Origin of the sequence: Enterococcus sp. DIV0213h (assembly GCF_051711285.1) — a bacterium.
Taxonomy (GTDB): domain Bacteria; phylum Bacillota; class Bacilli; order Lactobacillales; family Enterococcaceae; genus Enterococcus_D; species Enterococcus_D casseliflavus.
In genome coordinates this window covers 2,950,473-2,970,725 of sequence record NZ_JBIOMH010000001.1, presented here as the reverse complement: position 1 = coordinate 2,970,725, position 20,253 = coordinate 2,950,473, and the positions used below count along the sequence as shown (strand labels likewise).

At 42.2% G+C, this 20,253-nt stretch carries 15 protein-coding genes; 12 read left to right on the top strand and 3 right to left on the bottom strand.

Annotated features, from left to right (window positions below; translation table 11 throughout):
* Positions 1-30: 30 nt before the first annotated feature.
* Genes IGI77_RS13920 through IGI77_RS13910 form a run of 3 tightly spaced genes read right to left on the bottom strand, consistent with a single transcriptional unit; the run spans position 31 to position 3,873 of the window.
* Positions 31-1,482 (bottom strand): response regulator, encoded by a 1,452-nt coding sequence (locus tag IGI77_RS13920; protein ID WP_005234181.1) that lies wholly within the window; start codon positions 1,480-1,482, stop codon positions 31-33.
* Positions 1,479-3,248, bottom strand: coding sequence for a sensor histidine kinase (locus IGI77_RS13915; protein ID WP_142965484.1), 1,770 nt, complete (start codon positions 3,246-3,248; stop codon positions 1,479-1,481). Before IGI77_RS13915 ends, IGI77_RS13920 begins: the two co-directional genes overlap by 4 nt.
* Positions 3,217-3,873 (bottom strand): DUF624 domain-containing protein, encoded by a 657-nt coding sequence (locus IGI77_RS13910; protein ID WP_010749870.1) that lies wholly within the window; start codon positions 3,871-3,873, stop codon positions 3,217-3,219. The genes IGI77_RS13915 and IGI77_RS13910 overlap by 32 nt, the downstream gene beginning before the upstream one ends.
* A gap of 264 nt (positions 3,874-4,137) precedes the next feature.
* On the opposite strand from IGI77_RS13910, the gene IGI77_RS13905 reads away from it, so the two are divergent.
* The 12 genes from IGI77_RS13905 to IGI77_RS13850 all read left to right on the top strand — a co-directional run bounded on the left by IGI77_RS13905 (position 4,138) and on the right by IGI77_RS13850 (position 20,175).
* On the top strand, positions 4,138-5,448 hold the full coding sequence (locus tag IGI77_RS13905; RefSeq protein WP_438770227.1) for an ABC transporter substrate-binding protein: 1,311 nt from the start codon (positions 4,138-4,140) through the stop codon (positions 5,446-5,448).
* A gap of 188 nt (positions 5,449-5,636) precedes the next feature.
* Positions 5,637-6,596, top strand: a complete 960-nt coding sequence (locus IGI77_RS13900) for a carbohydrate ABC transporter permease (RefSeq protein WP_016608843.1) — start codon at positions 5,637-5,639, stop codon at positions 6,594-6,596.
* A gap of 3 nt (positions 6,597-6,599) precedes the next feature.
* Entirely contained in the window at positions 6,600-7,433 is an 834-nt protein-coding gene (locus IGI77_RS13895; RefSeq protein WP_266167225.1) for a carbohydrate ABC transporter permease, read from the top strand.
* 75 nt (positions 7,434-7,508) lie between these two features.
* Positions 7,509-9,122 carry a glycosyl hydrolase family 28 protein gene (locus IGI77_RS13890; RefSeq protein ID WP_438770226.1) on the top strand — a complete coding sequence of 538 codons (1,614 nt, stop codon included), beginning with the start codon at positions 7,509-7,511 and terminating at the stop codon, positions 9,120-9,122.
* A 421-nt stretch (positions 9,123-9,543) separates the two neighbouring features.
* On the top strand, positions 9,544-10,797 hold the full coding sequence (locus IGI77_RS13885) for a glycoside hydrolase family 28 protein (protein ID WP_438770225.1): 1,254 nt from the start codon (positions 9,544-9,546) through the stop codon (positions 10,795-10,797).
* A gap of 51 nt (positions 10,798-10,848) precedes the next feature.
* Positions 10,849-12,366, top strand: coding sequence for an MGH1-like glycoside hydrolase domain-containing protein (locus IGI77_RS13880; protein WP_438770224.1), 1,518 nt, complete (start codon positions 10,849-10,851; stop codon positions 12,364-12,366).
* A 374-nt stretch (positions 12,367-12,740) separates the two neighbouring features.
* Entirely contained in the window at positions 12,741-14,255 is a 1,515-nt protein-coding gene (locus IGI77_RS13875; protein WP_010749864.1) for an extracellular solute-binding protein, read from the top strand.
* A gap of 267 nt (positions 14,256-14,522) precedes the next feature.
* Entirely contained in the window at positions 14,523-15,191 is a 669-nt protein-coding gene (locus IGI77_RS13870; RefSeq protein WP_438770223.1) for a DUF1961 family protein, read from the top strand.
* Positions 15,191-15,865: a YesL family protein gene (locus tag IGI77_RS13865; protein WP_142973354.1), complete on the top strand. Its 675-nt coding sequence runs from the start codon at positions 15,191-15,193 to the stop codon at positions 15,863-15,865. Before IGI77_RS13870 ends, IGI77_RS13865 begins: the two co-directional genes overlap by 1 nt.
* Positions 15,840-18,353, top strand: a complete 2,514-nt coding sequence (locus IGI77_RS13860) for a hypothetical protein (RefSeq protein WP_438770222.1) — start codon at positions 15,840-15,842, stop codon at positions 18,351-18,353. Before IGI77_RS13865 ends, IGI77_RS13860 begins: the two co-directional genes overlap by 26 nt.
* A complete protein-coding gene (locus IGI77_RS13855; protein WP_005234199.1) occupies positions 18,338-19,285 on the top strand; it encodes an ABC transporter permease in 948 nt (315 codons plus the stop codon). Before IGI77_RS13860 ends, IGI77_RS13855 begins: the two co-directional genes overlap by 16 nt.
* A gap of 11 nt (positions 19,286-19,296) precedes the next feature.
* Positions 19,297-20,175 carry a carbohydrate ABC transporter permease gene (locus IGI77_RS13850; RefSeq protein WP_005234200.1) on the top strand — a complete coding sequence of 293 codons (879 nt, stop codon included), beginning with the start codon at positions 19,297-19,299 and terminating at the stop codon, positions 20,173-20,175.
* Positions 20,176-20,253: the final 78 nt, after the last annotated feature.

Below are 20,253 nucleotides of genomic sequence, written 5' to 3'. Positions count from 1 at the left end.
CAAAACAATGCTTTCGTTATAGAAGAAACGTTAAGAGAGAAGGGCTTTTTCTTGCTGCTTCAAAAATTTCTTTGGTGTCATACCAGTAATCTTTTTGAACGTTTGAACAAAATATTCGGGCGCATTGCTAAAGCCCGTCATCGCTGCCACTTCGTAGACTTTGTAGTTTTTCTTCAGCAGTTCTTGTGCTTTTTGGATGCGGTATTCGGCTAATTTTTGATTGAAGCGAATCCCGGTTTCTTTGTAATAGGTTTTTCCTAAGTATTCAGGATTTAAGTACAAAAGATGGGCTGCGATCCATTTCAATGACAATGCTTCATGGTCATAATATTCTTCGATGATCAGGTTGACCTTTTGGGACAGCTGCATGTTCTCGCTATCATCTAAGCTGCCCCGCATCAAATCGATACAGTGAAGCAGCATAAACTGGAGTTCGTGCCAATTATTCAAGAGCATGATCTTTGGGGAATAGTCATCAAAGTAAATGTCTTTTTTGATGCGATGGTTTTCAAAAATTGCCGATAACAAATCGTTGACCTGCAGCCGCAATAGTTGGACAGGGTAAAGCTCCATGCGACAGGTAGAAAAAAAGTTTTCCGTAAGAACTTGGGCTAAAGTCAGTTCGCCTTTGTCGATCAATGCCAAAAGTTTTTCACGGTATTCCATATAGAGACTATTTTCATAGACATTTTCTTGTGAGATTTGGGCTTCTTGGATGACTTCAAAGGTATCAAAATAAAACTCCTTATCCAAGTTCCGCTTGCCTAAATGATAACTGAGTAAAAATTTTTCGGGAGTTTCGACCCAGCAATTGATGGCGATCCCTTTTCCTAGATGCGCAGCCTGTACCTTCGTTTTAAAAAAGAGATTAAAGGTATTTTCCGTACTGAAGTTCAGGATATAGCCAACTTTGTTTTGATGACCGATCACCAACTCGTGATGGTTCTCATAGCTTTCGATCCGCTTAGCGATGGCGTGATAGAATTTCGAATCAAATAAGTACATACAAAATGGAAAAACGAACGATTCAGGCAGCGGTTCTTCTCCGCAGCTATTGATGTATTGTTCAATTTGTTGTTTTAAATAGAGGGTAGATTCCATTTGGCGACGTTCAGAGCGTTCGATCGTCTCAGCCAACGCTTCTGAAAGCTTGCTCGGAAAAACAGGTTTTTCAAGGAAAAATTTGACCCCTAAAGCCATCGCTTCTTTGGCAAAGGAGAAGCTGCCAAAGCCTGTCAAAATAATGATTTGAATCGCAGGATTGATGGCTTTTAATTTTTTGATCAAGGCAAGTCCGTTGACTTTAGGCATATTGATGTCGGTAATCACGATGTCGATGGTGTTTTGCTGACAAAATGCCAAGGCTTCTTCACTGTCTGTGTAAATTCCTTTGACCACTAATGGGAAATCAAAAGAAGCAACGAGGTTAGCCACACCATTTGCTATCAAGGGTTCATCGTCAACAACGAGGATATTTTTCATGTTTCACTCACTCCTTTTAAGGGGATCACAAAGCGCACCGTCGTCTTTTTGAAGGGAATCGAGGAGACGATGGCTAACGACGCTTGATCACCATAATGCAGTTGCAATCGTTTTTGAATATTGGTCAATCCGATGCCGCCTTCTTTTTCAATCGAGAAGTTGGCTTTAAAACCAGGGCCATTGTCAGAGACACTGACTTGGAGAAAGGTTGCTTGTTGTTCAATCGTAAGGACGAGGCGACACGTCTCCTTCATATCATTGACGGCGTATTTAAAGACATTTTCAATCAATGGTTGAATCAGTAACTTAGGAACCTTAAAGGACAGGTCATTCACCAAAATTACTTCGATATACTCGATCCGTTTCCCGAAGCGAACGTTTTGAATATTGATATAGGCATGCACGATATCTAACTCATCTTGCAGCGTCGTGAAGTCAGACTTGGTATCGATTTTTTTACGAAACAAATAGGCAAGGGAGGTGACCATCTCTGAGATCTGCCACTGCTGATTTTCAATGGCGATCCAGTTGATCGAGTCTAACGTATTGTAGAGAAAATGTGGATCTAATTGCGCTTGCAATCCCTTAAATTCGATTTCTTGGGACAAAATACGCATTTCATAATTGTCCTTGATCAAGGCATTTAATTCATCGATCATCGTATTGTAGCTTTCGTAAAGGACCATGATCTCTTCTTGACTATTTTCTGGGACAGCGAGGGTCTTTAAAGAGGCCAGTTTTTTCGTTTTCCGCAGAACGGCCATTTGCGAAGCCAAGTCAGCTAAAGGACGGGTCAGCTGATTGCTTATTTTCCGAATCACAACAATAATCAAACATAAAAAAGGCAAACTCACAGCGATGGAAAGGCCTTGTAGTTTATAAAGATCCGCTAAGACTTGGTTTTCAGGCAGTAAATAAATGAAGGTCATATTCGGCATCGTCTTCCGATCCATTGCATAGTAGTACTGGCGATTATCAAACGTCATGGAGCCGATCGATCGCTGGAAGGTTCCCATTTTCTGCTGCAAGGTATTTTGATCCGCAGCGAGGGTTTGCTCGTCATTTGCGGTACTATAAAATTGGTTCTGATACGCCATGAAAAATTGGTTTTGTTCAGAGACAATAGGAAGACTTTCGATCTCGTTACGAAAGAAGGACGTATTGACTAGAAATATCACCGTACCAATATAGGTTAAAGAAAGATCGGCTGTTGAATAGATTTTTCGCAGGTAGACACCTTGAGAAAGGTCTTTTGCAAAAAACCAACTCCCTTTGGCAGGCTTATCGGGCAAAGTCTCGATCATATCTTTGATGGTTTGGCCATTAAAGATATGGTCGGTCTCGGCTAGAAAGTTGATCATGTTTTCGTTCGTTGGGGTAAAGAGATAGACGTTTTGAATCGTTGATTCATTGCGTACGAGGGCGTTGATTTCTGCACTTAAGGCATTCTTTTGGTCGATCGCCTCTAAGGATTGCAAGGAATCTTGTGCCAAGATCCTTTGTAGGCCATTTTGGATCGGTGCACTATCGATAATGCGAAAAGAGAGGGTTTCGACGGCAGTTAAACGTTTGGCGATATTTGTTGAAATGATCGAGACATCTTTATACGCGGCTTCTTTCAGCTGCGCCATGTAGACTTGTCGCCAAACTAAGGTCAGGAGAACAGCCAATGAGACGATAATTGCCACCGTCGCAAAAAAGACAAAATGTAACTGTCGCTCAAAAGGCTGCTTTTTAAAGTGATTGATCAGCTTCTGGGACTTCATGGACACTGCCTCGCTTTGCTTGCAATTGTTTGGTTTTTTCAATCATCTGACCATGAAAAAATTCAGCGAAAAACAAGAAAATCACCAGTCCAAAGACGAGTAACAAGGAGGTTTTGGCAGTCAATAAGAGAAACAATAAATACCAGGTAAACAACAAGGCAAGGCCTTGCAGTGGGTAGCGAAAGACTAGAAAGATACTGACGTACAAGGTCTGTTTCCAAGCGTGTTGTTCGGCTTTGGCATAAGTCATAAAGCTGATGAATGCAGTGTAAAGGAGGAGAATCGTTAAAAGTAAATAGACAGGGCGCAGCCAAGCCATTTCAGTCGGGAAAAAATGAGTAATCCGTAAGTTAAACAACAACAGGAGTACTGTACTTAATAATCCGATGCCAAAAAGGGAAAAGGTGCGAAAGGCTTGCTTGTAGGCTTGCCAGAAGGCAACAGCTGAATAGTCATGACCAGTTTTACGAAAATCATGTAAACATTTGATCGTGACAGCGGTGGCAGGACCGAAGCCAAAAATCCCCAACCCTAAAAGGGTAAAGAAAAGCCATAAAAGGTTTAATTTAGCAAAATAAGCTGTTACCGTAAAAAGACGAAACAGTCCGGTTTGTATTTTTTTCATTGTTTCCACCTACCTTATTTTTTGAAAAGTAAGCCTTTTCAACGCTAGTATAGCATAGTATATTGGAAAAAATAGAGCATGTCTGTTTTTTTACATTTTTCATCTGTTTTTCTATTTTTTTCTAGCTATTGCCGGTGAAGGCTTAGCCTTCAGCAAAAACGACAGTCTAGTTTTTCACATATTTGCTCTTGTTTTTTCATTTTTATTAACGAGGATTTCCATTACAATCACCTTGTAAGCGCAAACAAAAAGGAGTGTAGAAGAATGAAGAAAACTTTTTTAAAAGCAGCGAGCTTGTTGTTTCTTGGTGCGACCTTAGCAGCTTGTGGCAACAACGGCAATAGTAGCGGAAGCTCAGAAGCTGATGCAGATGGGAAAACGACGATTTCCTTTACCTGGTGGGGCTCAGAAGTCAGACACGAGAAGTATATCGAATCGATCAAAGAATTTGAGAAACAAAATCCTGACATCAAAGTTGAATATGAATATGGTTCTTGGGATGACCATTGGAAAAAACTAGCAACAAAAGCGGCTTCTGGAGAATTACCTGATGTGATCCAGATGGATGTGCAGTACATTGCGCAATATGGAACGAAAAATCAATTAGCAGATATGTCGGAATTTATCGGCAATGAGATTCAAACCGATGATATCAAAGAATCGATTTTAGCAACTGGCGAGTTAGATGGAAAAGTTTTTGGCATACCAACTTCTGTCAATACGATGGCGATGCTCTACAATCCATCATTGGTAGAACAAGGGGGCACTGGGATCGACTTTAGCAATTATACCTTCGATGACCTTGTAGAAAGTACGGCAGCGATCGCTGAAGCAACCGGTGATTATGGTTGGAATGATAACAATGACAACAGTACGATTTTGCAATACTTTTTACGTACTAAAGGCGAAGATCTATACCAATACGATGCAGACGGCAAACCAGAGATCGGTTTTACCAAAGAAAACTGGATTGAATTTATGGGGGCTATCGCGGACCTTACGGAAGCCAAAGCAATGCCAACCGCAGAAGTGACTAGCAATGCCAACAGTATGGATCAATATCCGTTTTCACAAGGAAAAGCAGCCTATATGATGACTTGGTCCAATCAATACTTGACCTATAAGGCCTCCGCCGCAGAAGATGTCGAAATCAACTTGGCTCGTCCATTCGACTCAGAAAACGGGGCGATGGCGTATCGACCAGGGTTCTTTTATTCGATCGCGAATGCTTCTGAATCAAAAGAAGCAGCTGCAAAGTTTGTTGACTTTTTAGTGAATAGTGAAGAAGCCAATAAGATCATCGGTACTGAGCGGGGGATTCCTTCCAATGATGCCATCAAAGAATTGCTTTATGACGACATGACACCAGAAGAACAAGAGTCGTCTGATTTCTTAGATGATATTGCAGACATCGTCGGTGATCCATCCCCAATCCCACCAATTGGGTTTGCTGAAATCAACACGTACTTTAAAGAGCTGTACGCAGAGATCACTTATGGCACGATGACACCAGAAGAAACTTATGATGCCTTTACGCAACGCTGCGAAGAAATTTTTGCAGAAAACTATCAATAAGCATAGATGCGGCGCCTTTACTGACTTTTTCAGTAAAGGCGTTTTTTTAGGAGAAGCAATGGAGGAAAAAATATAGGTCCTCTAGTTTTTCACATTTCTGTGCTTTTTTTTCTATTCATTCTTAAGAAGCACTTCGTTAAAATCAACTTGTAAGCGTAATCAACTATAGGAGGTAGGAAGTGAAAATTATGGAACTACAATCAAAATCACCCACGGCAAAAGAGCCTGGGAAACTCAAAAGCTGGTTTAATCGATTACCAGAATCAAAACAGAATATGGTTACAGGCTACTTATTTATCTCACCCTTCATCATTGGCTTTTTTGCTTTTATTATCGTCCCGATGGGGATTTCTCTTTTTATGTCTTTTCATGACTATGATTTATTGACAGAGGCGCAATTTGTTGGCTGGAATAACTTTAAGACGATTTTTACGAATGATCCCAAGTTTGTTCAGTCACTGACTGTTACGCTGAAATATGTTGTGTTGGCAGTCCCTTTACGGCTGATCGTCGCATTAGCAGTGGCGATGCTGATCAACCGCCCATCGAAATTAAGCGGCGCTTATCGGGTATTATTTTATATCCCTTCGATTTTAGGTGGGAGCGTGGCGGTCTCGATCATGTGGCGGAATCTTTTTGGCGATTCAGGGTTGATCAATGGCGTGCTAGCGGCGATCGGCTTAGACCCGATCTACTTCTTTAAAAGTCCTGGCTTAGCGTTGATGACCTTGATTTTATTAGCAGCGTGGCAATTTGGCTCGTCGATGTTGATTTTCTTATCCGGTTTGAAAAATATTCCGAAAGATTATTACGAAGCGGCAGAAATTGATGGGGCAGGAAAAATCAGACAGTTTTTCAATATCACGGTTCCAGTCCTGACGCCAATCATCTTTTTCAATCTGATCTATCAAACGATCATGGCCTTTTTGACGTTTACACCTGCGTTTATCATTTCGAATGGGACGGGTTCACCCCGTAACGGCACGTTAGTCTATTCCTTGTACATGTATCAACGAGCCTTTACCGATTTCAAAATGGGCTATGCTTCAGCCTTAGCGTGGATTTTACTGGTCATCGTTGGGTTGATTACGATTCTGTTGTTCGCAACATCGAAATTTTGGGTGTTTAAAGAAAACGAGGAGGTTTGATTGATGCGTGAACAAAAACAAAATTATTTCTTTGATGCCGTGATCTTAGTTGCTGCATTACTGATGCTTTATCCGATTTTCTGGCTGCTGTTTAGTGCCTTTAAACCTAGTAGTGACATTTTTCGAACGGCAACGGAGTTGATCCCCCGAAGCTGGACGTTAGAAAACTTTACCAAGGGGTTTGAAGGGATCGCAGGGATTCCCTTCATTCGCTATATTTTCAACTCGTTGCAAATCGCGTTGATTTCAATGGTAGGGGCGGTCTGTTCTTCGGCTGTCATTTCTTATGGATTTGGTCGAATTCCTTTCAAAGGAAAAGGCTTTTGGTTTGCTTGTATCTTGGTCACGATGATGCTGCCGCAAGAGATCATCATGGTACCTCAGTATCTTTGGTTCAATCAATTAGGCTGGCTTAACTCGATTCGTCCGGTAACCGTTCCTTCATACTTCGGACAAGCTTTCTTTATTTTCATGATGGTTCAATTCGTCTCTGCGATCCCGACAGATTTAGATGAAGCAGCAAAAATGGACGGCTGTGGACGGGTCGGTATTTTCTTCCGCGTGATTCTACCGTTGATGAAGCCTTCCTTGGCAAACGCTGCGATCTTCTCTTTCTATTGGAAATGGGAAGAACTGATCGGACCGATGCTGTACCTTACACGTCCGCAAAACTACACAGTATCGATTGCCTTAAAGCAGTTCCTAGATGCTAGCAGCACCTCCAATTGGGGAGCGATGTTCGCGATGTCTGTCATCTCCTTGCTGCCTGTGTTGATCATCTTCTTTATTTTCCAAAAATACATTGTTGAAGGCATCAGCACGACGGGTCTTAAATAAGTGTGGAAAAAGATATTCGCTGTTTTGGAATATCTTTTTTCTATTGAATGAATTCGTTGAAGAAAGGACAAACCGATGCAACCATTTCAAGTAATTGATTTTCATGTCGTACCAAGCACGATCGGCGCTCATCAAGCGACCCTTATTTGGGAGAAGCCGCTACACGCTCAAGCTATTTTTGGTTATCAATTGTTTTTAGACAACGATTTGATCCAAACCAGACCAACAAACAAGACGCATTGGACGTTGACAAACTTATCTGCCGATCAAACGTATCAAGTAACGATCATCTGCCTCGATCATCAGGGGTGCCTGCTTACAAATACCGCAGTCACGACGACCTTTCGTACAAAGAAAAAAAGTGTTTTGTTAGATGTTACGCAAGCACCCTACCATTCTGATAGCGCAGGCAAAGAAGATAGTACCGCCATTCTCCAGCAAGCGATCAACGATTGCCCTAGCAATGGTACTGTCTGGATCCCAACAGGGGCGGTGATCCTTTCTGGTGCTTTGGAGCTAAAAAGCAATATGATTTTTCAGGTAGATGGTACATTGCAAGCAAGCCTCGACATAGAAATGTATCGGGTTGCCCCTCACGAGTATTTAGGAAGCGTGAATCAAGAGGGCTTACCATTAAGCCGTTATGAAGGCTGGGAATTGTTTTGCTTCCGTTCATTGATCAACATTGGGTATATCGATCAAGGCGATCGAGGGCGTATCGTTTGTGAAAATGTCCGTCTTTGTGGCAAAGGGACGATCATTGGTGGCGGGAATCCATTAGGACTGGCGATGCGAAACCCTTATGCAGACCGTGAACAGTATCCAGAATATGTTTCTGATGGAAAACCTGGAAGACGAGTAAGGGGACGTTTGATCTGTATGATGCAGGCCAAAAACATCCATTTGACAGAGCTGACGTTGATTGATCCACCATGCTGGACTGTCCATATGATTTACTGTGACACCGTTGTGACCCATGGGGTGAATATTCAGTCCAAAGGCATCGACAATGGCGATGGATGGGATCCAGATTCTTCGCAAAACTTGCTGATTTTTGACACCGTTTTTGATACGGGTGATGATTGTATCGCAATCAAATCTGGCAAAAATCCAGAAGGAAATCAGATCAATAGACCAGCGAAAAATATTCGGCTGTTTGATTTGGCTATTCGTGGGGGACATGGCATCGCGATTGGTAGTGAGCAATCTGGTGGTGTCGAAAATATCACTTTTCGAGATTGTCAACTGACCAATACGCTTTATGGGCTAGAATTGAAAGCGCAGAATGATCGTGGTGGCTATATTCGTCAAGTGACGATCATCGATTGCCTGTTGGATCGTTTCATGGCTCATCCTGTTGCTTACAATGCCGATGGTCAGGCAGCCCAACAGTTACCGATCATTTCGGATATTTTGGTCAAGAATACCCGTATCGTAGGGCAGAACCCTTTGGTCGAGCTAAAAGGGTTTGTCGATGAACAAACACAGCAGGTTTCACCGATCCAACGCGTTGCTTTTGAGTCAGTTGCCTTTGAATCAGCTAAAGGGCAAAAGAAAATGATTTTTGAACAGTGTCAGGAGGTCAGCTTTAAAGAGGCAGCGATCATTGATCGAGCGGCCATAAGTGACGCAATAAGTTGCCAAGAAACAGTCGAACTATCCATGGTGGGACAAAAGAAACTCACGTAGAACAAGCTTTTGAAAATGATCTGCGTTGGTTCTCCCAATGAGAAACAGTTAGTTAAGCACCTTATTTCCTCCCTTGACAGGTTGCGCCTTTTTGCTTTTGTAGACAAAAAGGCGCATTTTTCTAACAAGAAAGGACGATGCAAAAAAAGACGATCCCCAGAAATCAAAAAGGACTTTCATTTACCGATAAGGGGACTATAGTAAAGAATGTAGGGAAAAGGACGCCAGAAAGCACATGGGAAAAGACAACGAGATGTGCCAAGAGGAACGCTTTACTTGATGGACAGCGCCAGTAAGAAGCACTCAGTTCTATCCAACGAAATGATAGATGAAAAAAAGTTGGCGATGCGCAATTTTTACAATCATGGGTATCGACAAACCTATCAACAGCTTAAAACAAAAACGTAGGAGGCAAGCAAGAATGGAAGACATCACGCAATTATTGCAACGAGAAATTGACCAAGCATCAACTGTGCAGGGAACAGTGATTACACCACCCGGCGCCTATCAAATCGGCGCATTGTTTTTAAAAAGCAATGTGCACTTGATTGTCTCAGAGGATACGATTCTGTATGGTAGTCAAGAACTGGCCGATTATCCCGAAGTAGATAATCGGGTCGCAGGGATCAATATGAAGTGGCCTGCAGCGATGATCAATGTTTTTCACGCAGAAAATGTCATGATCTCTGGAAAAGGAAAACTTGATGGTCGTGGAGAAACATGGTGGCAAACGTTTTGGGGAACAGATGAAGCCAGCGGGATGATGGCGGATTATGCAAAGAAAGGCTTACGCTGGGCAGCAGATTATGATTGCAAGCGCCCACGAAATATCCTTGTTTATGAAAGTCAGCAAGTAACCATCAAAGATATTTCGTCGGTACAGTCGGGTTTTTGGAATACCCAAATCACGTATTCTCACCACATATTGATCGACGGCATCACGATAGACAATGGAAAAGGGCCTAGTACTGATGGCATCGATATTGATTCCTGTGAAGAAGTCACGATTCAAAATGCCTACATTTCCTGCAACGATGACAATATCTCGATCAAGGCGGGACGTGGGGCAGAAGCCTTAGCCCAGCAAAGAAGCTGTCGGAAAATCACGATCAAAGACTGTCAGTTAGGGTATGGTTCAGGAATTGCCATTGGTAGTGAAACTTCGGGTGGGATCGAAGAGATCAAAATCCAAAAAGTCGTCTTTGAGCAAACTGGCGCAGGGTTTCGGATCAAATCCGCCAACAATCGAGGTGGATTTATACGCAAGGTCACTGCTTCGGATTTAACGATGAAGGATGTTGGCTTTCCTTTTCTCTTACAAACAAATTGGTACCCAGATTATAGTTATCCAGAACTGCCAGCTGATTATGAGGAAGAGATTCCCGACTATTGGCACAAATTGATGGTACAACCAGCTATTCCAGTAGGTCCAGCAAAGGTCTGCGACATTACTATTGAAAACGTGCAAGCCACCAAAACAGGACAACAAAGCGTGCGTGCTTTTTTCATCGAGGCCAGCCCAGCAGAACCGATCCGCAATCTAACATTAAAAAATCTTTCCATCCATGCCGACGAGTTCGGCAAGATTGCAGGGGTTGAGAACTTAAAGATGGTGGAAACGATCGTCACTGCGTTAGCGCCGACCTTGGATCAAAATGATGAGTATGAGCGGTAGTAGAGAGACAACGAGAACGTACATCGCTAAGTAGGAAAAGAGAGGGGCACAATGAGGGAAAATCTTATAAAGAAATATATTGATACATTTAATCACAATGATGAAGAACTTTATTCTCAATGTATATCAAATGCTGACGCAGAAACCTGGATGATGCAAAACGTCCCAGTATTTACATGTAATCAACCATTATTTGAAGAAGCATATTATTTTCGATGGTGGGTATTTCGGAAGCATCTGAAAGCCACACCAGAGGGAACGATCATAACTGAGTTTTTACCACCCGTTCGTTGGTCAGGACCATACAATTCCATCAATTGTGCTGTTGGACATCATCTTTCCGAAGCTCGTTGGTTAAAATGTGGTCGCGAACTCATTCACGAATATGTTGATTTTTGGTTTAAAGGCAGTGGAAATCAGTATGCCTATTCGTCTTGGATCATTGATGCGATCAAAAATTATGCGATTCTTTGGTCAGATGCTGAGTATGGTGTTCAGTTATTACCTCATTTGGTAACCTTTTATCAAGAGATCGAAACGCATCATCTGACTCGTTATGGTTTGTTTTGGTCAAATGATGACCGGGATGCCATGGAGTGTTCTATTAGTGGTAGCGGATTGAGGCCAACATTAAATAGTTACATGTATGCCAATGCCTTAGGAATTGCCTATTTTGCCGAGCAAGCAGGTGATTCTTCACTTGCTAAAGACTATCGAAATAAAGCGTCACTTTTAAAACAAAATATAATAAAGTATTTATGGGATTCTGAAGAAGAATTTTTTAAAGTGATTCCCTTAGAGGATAAAGATGCGCAAATTGCAACATTTGATTTTAAACAAATACCAAAGCAACACAATGTAAAAGAATTGATTGGCTATCTCCCTTGGCTCTTTGGTATTGCCGAAGATACTCATGCGAGGGCTTGGCGCTATTTGAGTGATCCCATGTGTTTTCACGGTGAGTATGGTCTGACTACAGCAGCCAGAGATCATCTGTGTTATAACTTACCCAGTGAGAAAAATCATGAGTGCCTTTGGAATGGACCATCTTGGCCGTTTGCCACAACCCAAACGATCGATGCAATGATAGCCTCACGGCAAAACAAAAATAGTTCACTTAAAGCAACAGACATTTCACGAGAATTGCTGACCTATGCGAATAGTTTTTATCGAAACAAAGCAGAGGGGACAAAAGTCAATTGGCTTGATGAAAATATTGATCCAGATACAGGAGAATGGCTTTCCAGAAAAATTTTAAAAGACCAGAACTGGCCCATAGGAAAAGGTGGCTATGAACGTGGAAAAGATTACAATCATTCTGCTTACAGTGATTTATTCATTCGTGGATATTGTGGTATTCATCTTTCTGATGAGGGACTGCTGACGATCGATCCAATTAAAGATACGACGCTTGAGTATTTTTCTTTTGAGGATTTGCCGATGAAAGGTGATTTTATTTCTGTCTGGTATGATCGATCAGGAGAACATTTTGGCAAGGGCGTAGGCATTACGGTATTGATCGATGGCAAACACTATCAGAGTAAAAATAAGATTGAAATCAGTTTGTAAAGGACCAAGAAATTGGTCTTTTTTAATTTGAAAAATTTACAGCCTAATTGGTTTGGTCACAAGTAACTTCTTAAGAGAATGTGCTACTTGAGTAAGAAAGATCTGTCCATCTATTTAGAAGCATAGCATGAAATTAGAGACGGATAGAGAAGAGAGAGCGAAGATTTTAAGCAAAGAGCCAGTGCTTCAGATGTTCTTACTTTTTTTGGAAAGGGAAGACTCATCAGATCGTTGTCAACAAACCCCTACCTAGTCATATATCAACGATTAACAAAAAATGTCAATTGCTGGAAATCGAGCTTTTCGTTATGCTTTTGGTATTGAAAGCGGTTTATTTAATCGGGCTCAACAACAAAATCTAAGGAGGAAAAGTAGTGAAAAAATTAAGTACGATTCTTGGTTTGGGGTTACTATCAGTCGCCTTTTTGTCGGCATGTGGGAAGGAGGAAGCAGGTTCCACAACAGATTATGATACGATTTCGATTTTATCGCCGTACATTGAAACTGAACCACCTGCAAGTGACAACGAGATTTTGAAGCAATTAGAAGCTTACACTGGCAAAAACATTGATATTACCTGGGCACCCAATACATCCTACGAGGATAAAATGAATATTACGTTAGCTTCAGATGATATTCCAGAAGTGATGGTCATTCAAGGAAAATCAGGAGGATTTATCAAGTCAGCAGAAAATGGCGCTTTTTGGGATTTGACCGACTATTTAGCTGATTATCCTAATCTCTCTCAATCTAACGAGGATGTTTTGCGTAATTCTTCTGTGAATGGCAAAGTGTACGGAATTTATCGGAAACGTGATGCGATGCGGACGGCGGTGATCATCCGAAAAGATTGGTTAGAAAACTTAAACTTAGATGTGCCAGAAACGATCGATGATCTTTATGAGGTTGCCAAAGCATTTACTGAGAACGATCCCGATGGGAATGGTGAAAATGATACGTTTGGTTTGATTATTCCCCAATGGCCTGGCTCGATCAATTCAAATAGTCCTTACGATGTGTTAGCTACTTGGTTTGGGGCAGGAAATGCTTGGAAAGAAATAGACGGCACTTTAGAGCCATCCTTTATGCAACCAGAATACCTAGAATCAATGCAATTTGTTAAAGATATGGTGGAACAAGGCTATGTCAATCGTGATTTTGCAACCATGGCAGCAGATAAATGGGATGAACCGTTTATCAATGGACGTGGTGGGATCATTATTGATACGTATTCACGAGCAGCACAAATCAGTAATAAATTATTGCAAGCTGGAGAAGAAGACCTCGTCGTCTTTACAGGGAATTTAAAAGATAATAGCGGTACGATGAATGCGTTACCGACAGATGGCTATTCTGGTTTCTTGGCGATTCCTAAGTCGAGTGTCCAGACAGAGGAACATCTAAAAGAGGTGTTGACGTTCCTTGATAAATTAAATGATAAAGAAGCACAGGTATTGCTGAACAACGGAATCGAAGGAATCAATTTTGAAGTAGTGGATGGAATGTCCGTCGCACTAGAAGGATCAGAAGCTGAAGCGTTAGCCAATGCGGTCAAAGGGTACTCACAAATTGGGATGAATGTAACGGAAGATACCCTGTACTATATTGCTAAGCCTGATACAGAAGCGGCTACTGAAAGCTATGAAAAACGATTGTCATTGATGGAAGCTGATTTAGAGCACGCTGTCTTTAACCCAGCAGCCTCCTATAATACAGATACGTATGTAACAAAAGGGGCACAGCTTGATCAGATCATTAGTGATGCGCGGGTTCAATTTATTGCAGGACAAATCGATGAAGCGGGTTGGGAAGCTGCGATCGAACTTTGGAAGAATCAAGGAGGCACGCAGCTGATGGAAGAAACGAATGCCCTTCATCAAGCACAATAACGACAGTCGAAGAAGGTTGAGTGGATCTTGCTCTCAACCTTTTTCTTTTTCAATAATTTTTTTCAGCTAATAGATTGGATTACTATTCATGTGAGATGAGACAGGTAGTAAGAAATCAGAAAAGAAAAAATGGAAAAAAACAAGTGAAAACCCTAATCTAACGCTTGATATCAAGGAATTCAAAAAAAGTCAATTGTTAGAAATGTAGGTCAAGTTTACTATGAAAAGAGAAAAGTAGCTCATATACGCATAAAAGGAGAAGAAGAAATGTTAGCGAAATTGATCTATGAAAATCCGCTGAATCAAGCAGCAGATATTCAACACTTTATTGCTGAAGGAGAGCCCAAAATTACTTTCCAAGACGGGATGATTCTGGCGAATACGTATTCTGAAGAATCAAACAAACAACCACATTTTGTTTTATGGCTGCCTCAACAATTTCCAGCGGACCTACGAATCACCTGGCAGTTTCAACCACTGGCTGAACCAGGCTTATGTATGCTCTTTTTTGCAGCAGCCAATCGCAAGGGTGGCTCGATCTTCGATTCTGGAGTACCCAAACGAACAGGGGCATATCCCGAGTATCATTCTGGAGGGATCGATGCTTACCACCTTTCTTGTTTTCGAAGAAAGTATGAGGAGGAACGGGCGTTTGAAACGTGTAATTTGCGCAAAAGCCATGGGTTTCATCTGGTCGCCCAAGGCGCAGATCCACTTCCGAGTGTAGCAGATGCCCGAGGGTTTTATCACCTAAAAATCGATAAGGTAGGTGCAACGATTTCCTTTTGGATCAACGACTTATTGGTGTTAAGGTACCTTGATGAAGAACAGTTTGGTCCCGTATTAACCAAAGGAGCGATCGGATTTCGGCAAATGGCGCCAATGAAGGCCCGCTATAAAGACTTAAAGGTATATTCCTTAGAGGAGGAACGGTGATGAATTGGCAGAAAGCATATCAAGCAGCAGATTTTGTCTTTTATTGTTTGCTGATAAATGTAACCGTTATTATAGGTGCACTAGTAGGTGGGATCATCTTTGGACTGGCGCCTAGCGTACAAGCAGGATTCCACGTAGCAAAGAAAACCCTTAAACAGGAATCGCCGCCTTTTTTTCAAACGTTCTTTGGGTATTACCGCAGGAACTTTTGGCGATCGAATCGCTTGGGCTTACCGATCATTCTCTTTTATTTGTGCCCCATGGTGGTGATCCAGCAAGGATTTTTAGCGGCATTGACTCAAACTGGCTTGATCCTATTGATCGTTAGCCAATGCGTCGCGATCGCTGTGATCAATACATTGCTTAGCATGTACGAATATTATGTGCTCCCAACGAAGAAGTACCTAGGCGCTTCGCTACGCTTTCTTTTTTTTCAACCTATTGGCACCTTTTTAGGCGTCCTTTGGTTTGGGATTTGTAGTACGATCAGCTTTTTTCTCCCCGGTCTCCTTCCATTTTTAAGTATTGGGATGTGGATCATTGGCACAATGGGGATTTACTTGAAATTATTTGATGAAAATGAACAAAAGCTAAAGCAACAAAACGATGCAGTTCAACCTGCAGAGAGAGAAGGGGAGGAAATCGAACATGGCATTGAAATGGCTCAAAAATAAACCTAAGGGAAAACGTGGGCTGAGTTTTGGGTATCCATGGGAAAAAGGAGCTTTACAACCTGAGGTTCTAAGTGAGGAACTGTTTTTGCTGGGGGAGGAGCCGCTGCAAACGAAAGTACTGGCTTACTGGCCAGATGGCAGTGTGAAATGGACAGGACACAGTGGTCTGGTGGCAGAAACGACGCAGTTACTTTTTCAAAGAAAACAGCGTGTCCAGAAGAAACAGGCGATTGCTAGGGAAGCTTACAACGGTATTTATTTTGACAACGGTACGATCAAAGGCTTCTTCCCGAAACATGGGGAAGGGAAAAATGTTTTGGACTGGGTAGCGGTCAAGGGGCAGAAAAAATTGCAAGATCTTCACGCAATCCTGCAATACCAAAACAAAAAGGTGCAGTCCAAAGTAACGGACTTGATGTTGGAAGAAAATGGTTCAGAAAAAGCCGTTATCAAAGTATCGGGCGTCATCGAGATCGATCAAGAAGTGGTGCAAGAGTTTATTTTACGGTTCCGCATCTTTCGCGAAATCAGCAAATTGGAAATCATTCATACGGTCATTATCATCAAACCACTTGCTTATGAAGGCATGGGGATAGCATTTGATTATGCGTTGACAGGTGAAAATTGGAATCGACAAGTCAAATTTATTGCAGATGCTGTGTATCATGAAGCGGCACAATTGTTACTTTCACGGCGACACTATCAGCAAAACATTCCCTATCAAGAACAAGCCAGTGGACAGCTCGTTTCATTGACCTCAGCGGACGAGCCGATGCTGTCTCATGCGGTGGAAAATGCTATTTGGGACAATTTTCGGGTCAATCAAATCAATCATCGGTCATTTGAATTAGAAAAACAGACCGAAGCTGGGTACTGTTGGTTGCCCATTGGGGATGGCGAGCATTATTCAGGTACCTTTTACGCTGGGGGAGAAACCGGCGGCGTTGCTTGCAGCATGGAGAAATTTTGGGAAAAAGCACCATCTGCGATCGAGGTGACAGGCATCACCCAAAAAGCAACCCAAATCACGATGTGGCAGTGGTCACCGAATGCCAAGCCAATGGATTTTCAGCACTATTCCAAACGTGATCATATGCTTAGCGGATACGAAGGAATGGAAGAGATTCGTTCGACGGCAGTTGGCGTAGCAAATACGACGCGTTGTTGGTTGGATCTTTATGAAGAAGCCCCGTCAGAAGAAGTGTTGCTGGGCTTAGCTCAAGAAAACCAAGAACCTGCCCAGATCGTTTCATTGCCAGAGCGTTATCAAGAGACGAAGGTTTTTGGCAGGATCAGTTTACCAGACGAATCAACGAAAACGAAACAGTTGCTGGAACAACAATTGGCTAAGATGCGTCAATTCTATTTAGCAGAAGTCCAACAAAGAAGTTGGTATGGCTATTGGAACTATGGTGATGTCATGCATACCTATGATCAGTTTCGACACCAATGGCGCTACGATCTTGGTGGGTACGCTTGGCAAAACACTGAATTGGTCCCTAACATGTGGCTTTGGCTAGATTTCCTACGGACTGGTGATCCAAGCGTCTACTATCTGGCTGAAAGCATGACGAGACATACTTCAGAAGTCGATCAGTATCATGCTGGTGAATACAAAGGATTAGGGTCACGGCATAATGTCGTTCATTGGGGCTGCCAAGCAAAAGAAGTTCGAATTTCAATGGCGGGTCTCCATCGCTACTACTACTATTTGACAGCGGATGAACGCATTGGGGAGATTATGGAACAAGTCAAAGACAATGAAACCTATGCTTTTGATGCGTTACCACCGATGCGCGAGTTTTATGAACGAGAAACGAATAGGATACCGATTCGCATCGGACCAGATTGGGCTGCGCTAGTCTCGAACTGGTTTACCCAGTGGGAACGGACGAATGATCCTGTTTACCTTGAAAAAATTCGCACGGGCATCACCTGCATCAAAGCCATGCCCCAGCGCCTATTGTCTGGTCCCACAGTGTTATTTGATCCACAAGACAAAACCTTATCTTATATGGGAACTGGGAATTTTGGCGGCTATCACATGGTCATCTCCTTTGGGGCGCCGCAAGTTTGGTTAGAACTTGCTCAAGTGCTGGAAGACCCCGAGTGGACAGAGATGTTAGGGGAGTTTGGCTGGTTTTATAGCTTGAGTCCTGAGAGAAAAGCAGAAGAATCAAACGGAGTACTGACGGAACCTCATTTTGCCTGGCCAATGTTTGCGTCGACGATGATGGCCTTTGCTGGGCGAGTGCGTAACGATCAAGCAATCAGCCAAAGGGCTTGGCAGTTATTGCTTGATAATGACAAATCGGGTGTTCCGTTGCCGATCGAAGCGACCATTGAAGCAGCGACAACGTGGAAAAAAATAAAAGAAATGCCGTGGGTATCGACCAATGTGTTGGCACAGTGGGGTCTAAATACGATTTGTTGTTTAGCATTGATCGGAGCGGAGTTAGAGGAGGAGAATGAATGGAAACAACAATAAAAAAAGTGCCGAAAACGAAAGAGCAATGGGGGAGTTTTCTCAACCATTTTAAACAAAATAAATGGCTCTATATTTTGACGATTCCCGGGATCATCTATTTTGCAGTATTTCGTTATGCACCGATGTATGGGTTGATCATTGCTTTCAAAGATTATGTGCCTTTTTTAGGAATCGCAGATAGTCCATGGGTCGGAACACAAAATTTTATGGATTTCTTCAATAATCCTGATTTCTTTCGGATCTTGTGGAACACGTTGATGATTGCCTTTTTAAACATCTTCTTTTCGTTTCCAGCACCCATCTTTTTGGCACTGTTACTGAATGAATTGCGCAACAAGCTGTTTCAGCGGACCATTCAAACCTTCGTCTATGTACCACATTTTCTTTCATGGACGATCGTCGTTAGTCTTTGGCATATCTTATTCAACATCGATCATGGAGCGATCACTCAATTTATCGCTTCGTTGACAGGCGTTGAAATCGACTTTCTCTCAGACCCGCAATGGTTCCGCCCCATGATCGTAATGCAATCGATTTGGAAAGAGATCGGTTGGGGGACCATTATTTATTTAGCTGCCTTATCAGGTGTGGATCAGGAACAATACGAAGCCGCGATCATGGATGGTGCAGGACGTTTTCGTCGTGTGTGGCATATCACTTTGCCTGCGATTCGTTCGACGATCATCATTATGCTGATCATGCGGATCGGGTCGATTTTGTCTACGGGGTTTGATCAGATTTTCTTGATGACCAATCAGTTGAACCGAACAGTAGCAGATGTTTTTGATACGTATGTGTATATGATGGGGATCACCAATGGCGCTTACAGTTACTCAACAGCCGTCGGATTATTTAAATCGATCGTTGGGATCATCCTCGTACTTTGTACCAATAAATTAGCGAAACGCTTTGGCGAAAGCGGCTTATACTAAGGAGGAAAAAGATGGATACTTTACACAATACGAAGGCAGGGAAAATATTTGACATTTTTAATGCGCTATTTTTGGCATTGATTGGGTTATTTATGGTGATTCCTTTTATTTATGTGATCGCAGGTTCATTTGCTACGGAGTTAGAATTGACCACACGTTCGTTTTTCTTATGGCCAAATGAGATCAGTCTCGACTCCTATCGCTTTATTTTTTCAACCAACACCTTTATCCGTAGTTTGCTTGTAACGGTCGGCGTTACCATCGTTGGCACGCTGGTGCAGCTTTTCTGTACCTTCACCTTTGCCTATCCTTTATCACGCAAGCACCTAAAAGGACGGAACACCTTGTTGAATCTCGTGATTTTTGCAATGCTCTTTTCAGGTGGGATGATCCCAACGTTTATCGTGGTGAAAAATTTAGGACTGATCAATTCTTATTGGGCATTGATTTTGCCAATCGCGATCAATCCGTTCAACTTGATGATCATCAAAAACTTTTTCCAAGAAATGCCGATCGAATTGGAAGAATCCGCCAAGATGGATGGCTGTACGGAACTAGGGATCTTATGGAAAATCATTTTGCCTTTATCAAAACCAGTGATCGCGACCTTCACCCTTTTTTACGCCGTTGGTATCTGGAACGACTTCATGAGTGGATTGCTCTATATCAACGATTCAGCAAAATGGCCGATTCAGTTATTGTTAAGACAGATCACGATGGCCTCCAGTGGTGCCAATGCGTTAGCAAGTATGGACCCCAACTATGTGCCGCCTGAACAAGGAATCAAATTTGCAGTCATCATTGTGGCGACTTTGCCAATTTTGATCTTCTATCCGTTTTTGCAAAAACATTTTGCCAAAGGAATGCTGATTGGATCCGTCAAAGGATGATACACTTCAATAGTTGTGGATAGGTTGTCATGCGTTTTTTCGCATGACAATTTGTTACATAAAATCTATTACAAGGGT

Coding starts and splice junctions, on each gene's coding strand:
- IGI77_RS13920 (WP_005234181.1), bottom strand. CDS start 1,482: ATGAAAAATATCCTCGTTGTTGACGATGAACCCTTGATAGCAAATGGT.
- IGI77_RS13915 (WP_142965484.1), bottom strand. CDS start 3,248: ATGAAGTCCCAGAAGCTGATCAATCACTTTAAAAAGCAGCCTTTTGAG.
- IGI77_RS13910 (WP_010749870.1), bottom strand. CDS start 3,873: ATGAAAAAAATACAAACCGGACTGTTTCGTCTTTTTACGGTAACAGCT.
- IGI77_RS13905 (WP_438770227.1), top strand. CDS start 4,138: ATGAAGAAAACTTTTTTAAAAGCAGCGAGCTTGTTGTTTCTTGGTGCG.
- IGI77_RS13900 (WP_016608843.1), top strand. CDS start 5,637: ATGGAACTACAATCAAAATCACCCACGGCAAAAGAGCCTGGGAAACTC.
- IGI77_RS13895 (WP_266167225.1), top strand. CDS start 6,600: ATGCGTGAACAAAAACAAAATTATTTCTTTGATGCCGTGATCTTAGTT.
- IGI77_RS13890 (WP_438770226.1), top strand. CDS start 7,509: ATGCAACCATTTCAAGTAATTGATTTTCATGTCGTACCAAGCACGATC.
- IGI77_RS13885 (WP_438770225.1), top strand. CDS start 9,544: ATGGAAGACATCACGCAATTATTGCAACGAGAAATTGACCAAGCATCA.
- IGI77_RS13880 (WP_438770224.1), top strand. CDS start 10,849: ATGAGGGAAAATCTTATAAAGAAATATATTGATACATTTAATCACAAT.
- IGI77_RS13870 (WP_438770223.1), top strand. CDS start 14,523: ATGTTAGCGAAATTGATCTATGAAAATCCGCTGAATCAAGCAGCAGAT.
- IGI77_RS13865 (WP_142973354.1), top strand. CDS start 15,191: ATGAATTGGCAGAAAGCATATCAAGCAGCAGATTTTGTCTTTTATTGT.
- IGI77_RS13860 (WP_438770222.1), top strand. CDS start 15,840: ATGGCATTGAAATGGCTCAAAAATAAACCTAAGGGAAAACGTGGGCTG.
- IGI77_RS13855 (WP_005234199.1), top strand. CDS start 18,338: ATGGAAACAACAATAAAAAAAGTGCCGAAAACGAAAGAGCAATGGGGG.
- IGI77_RS13850 (WP_005234200.1), top strand. CDS start 19,297: ATGGATACTTTACACAATACGAAGGCAGGGAAAATATTTGACATTTTT.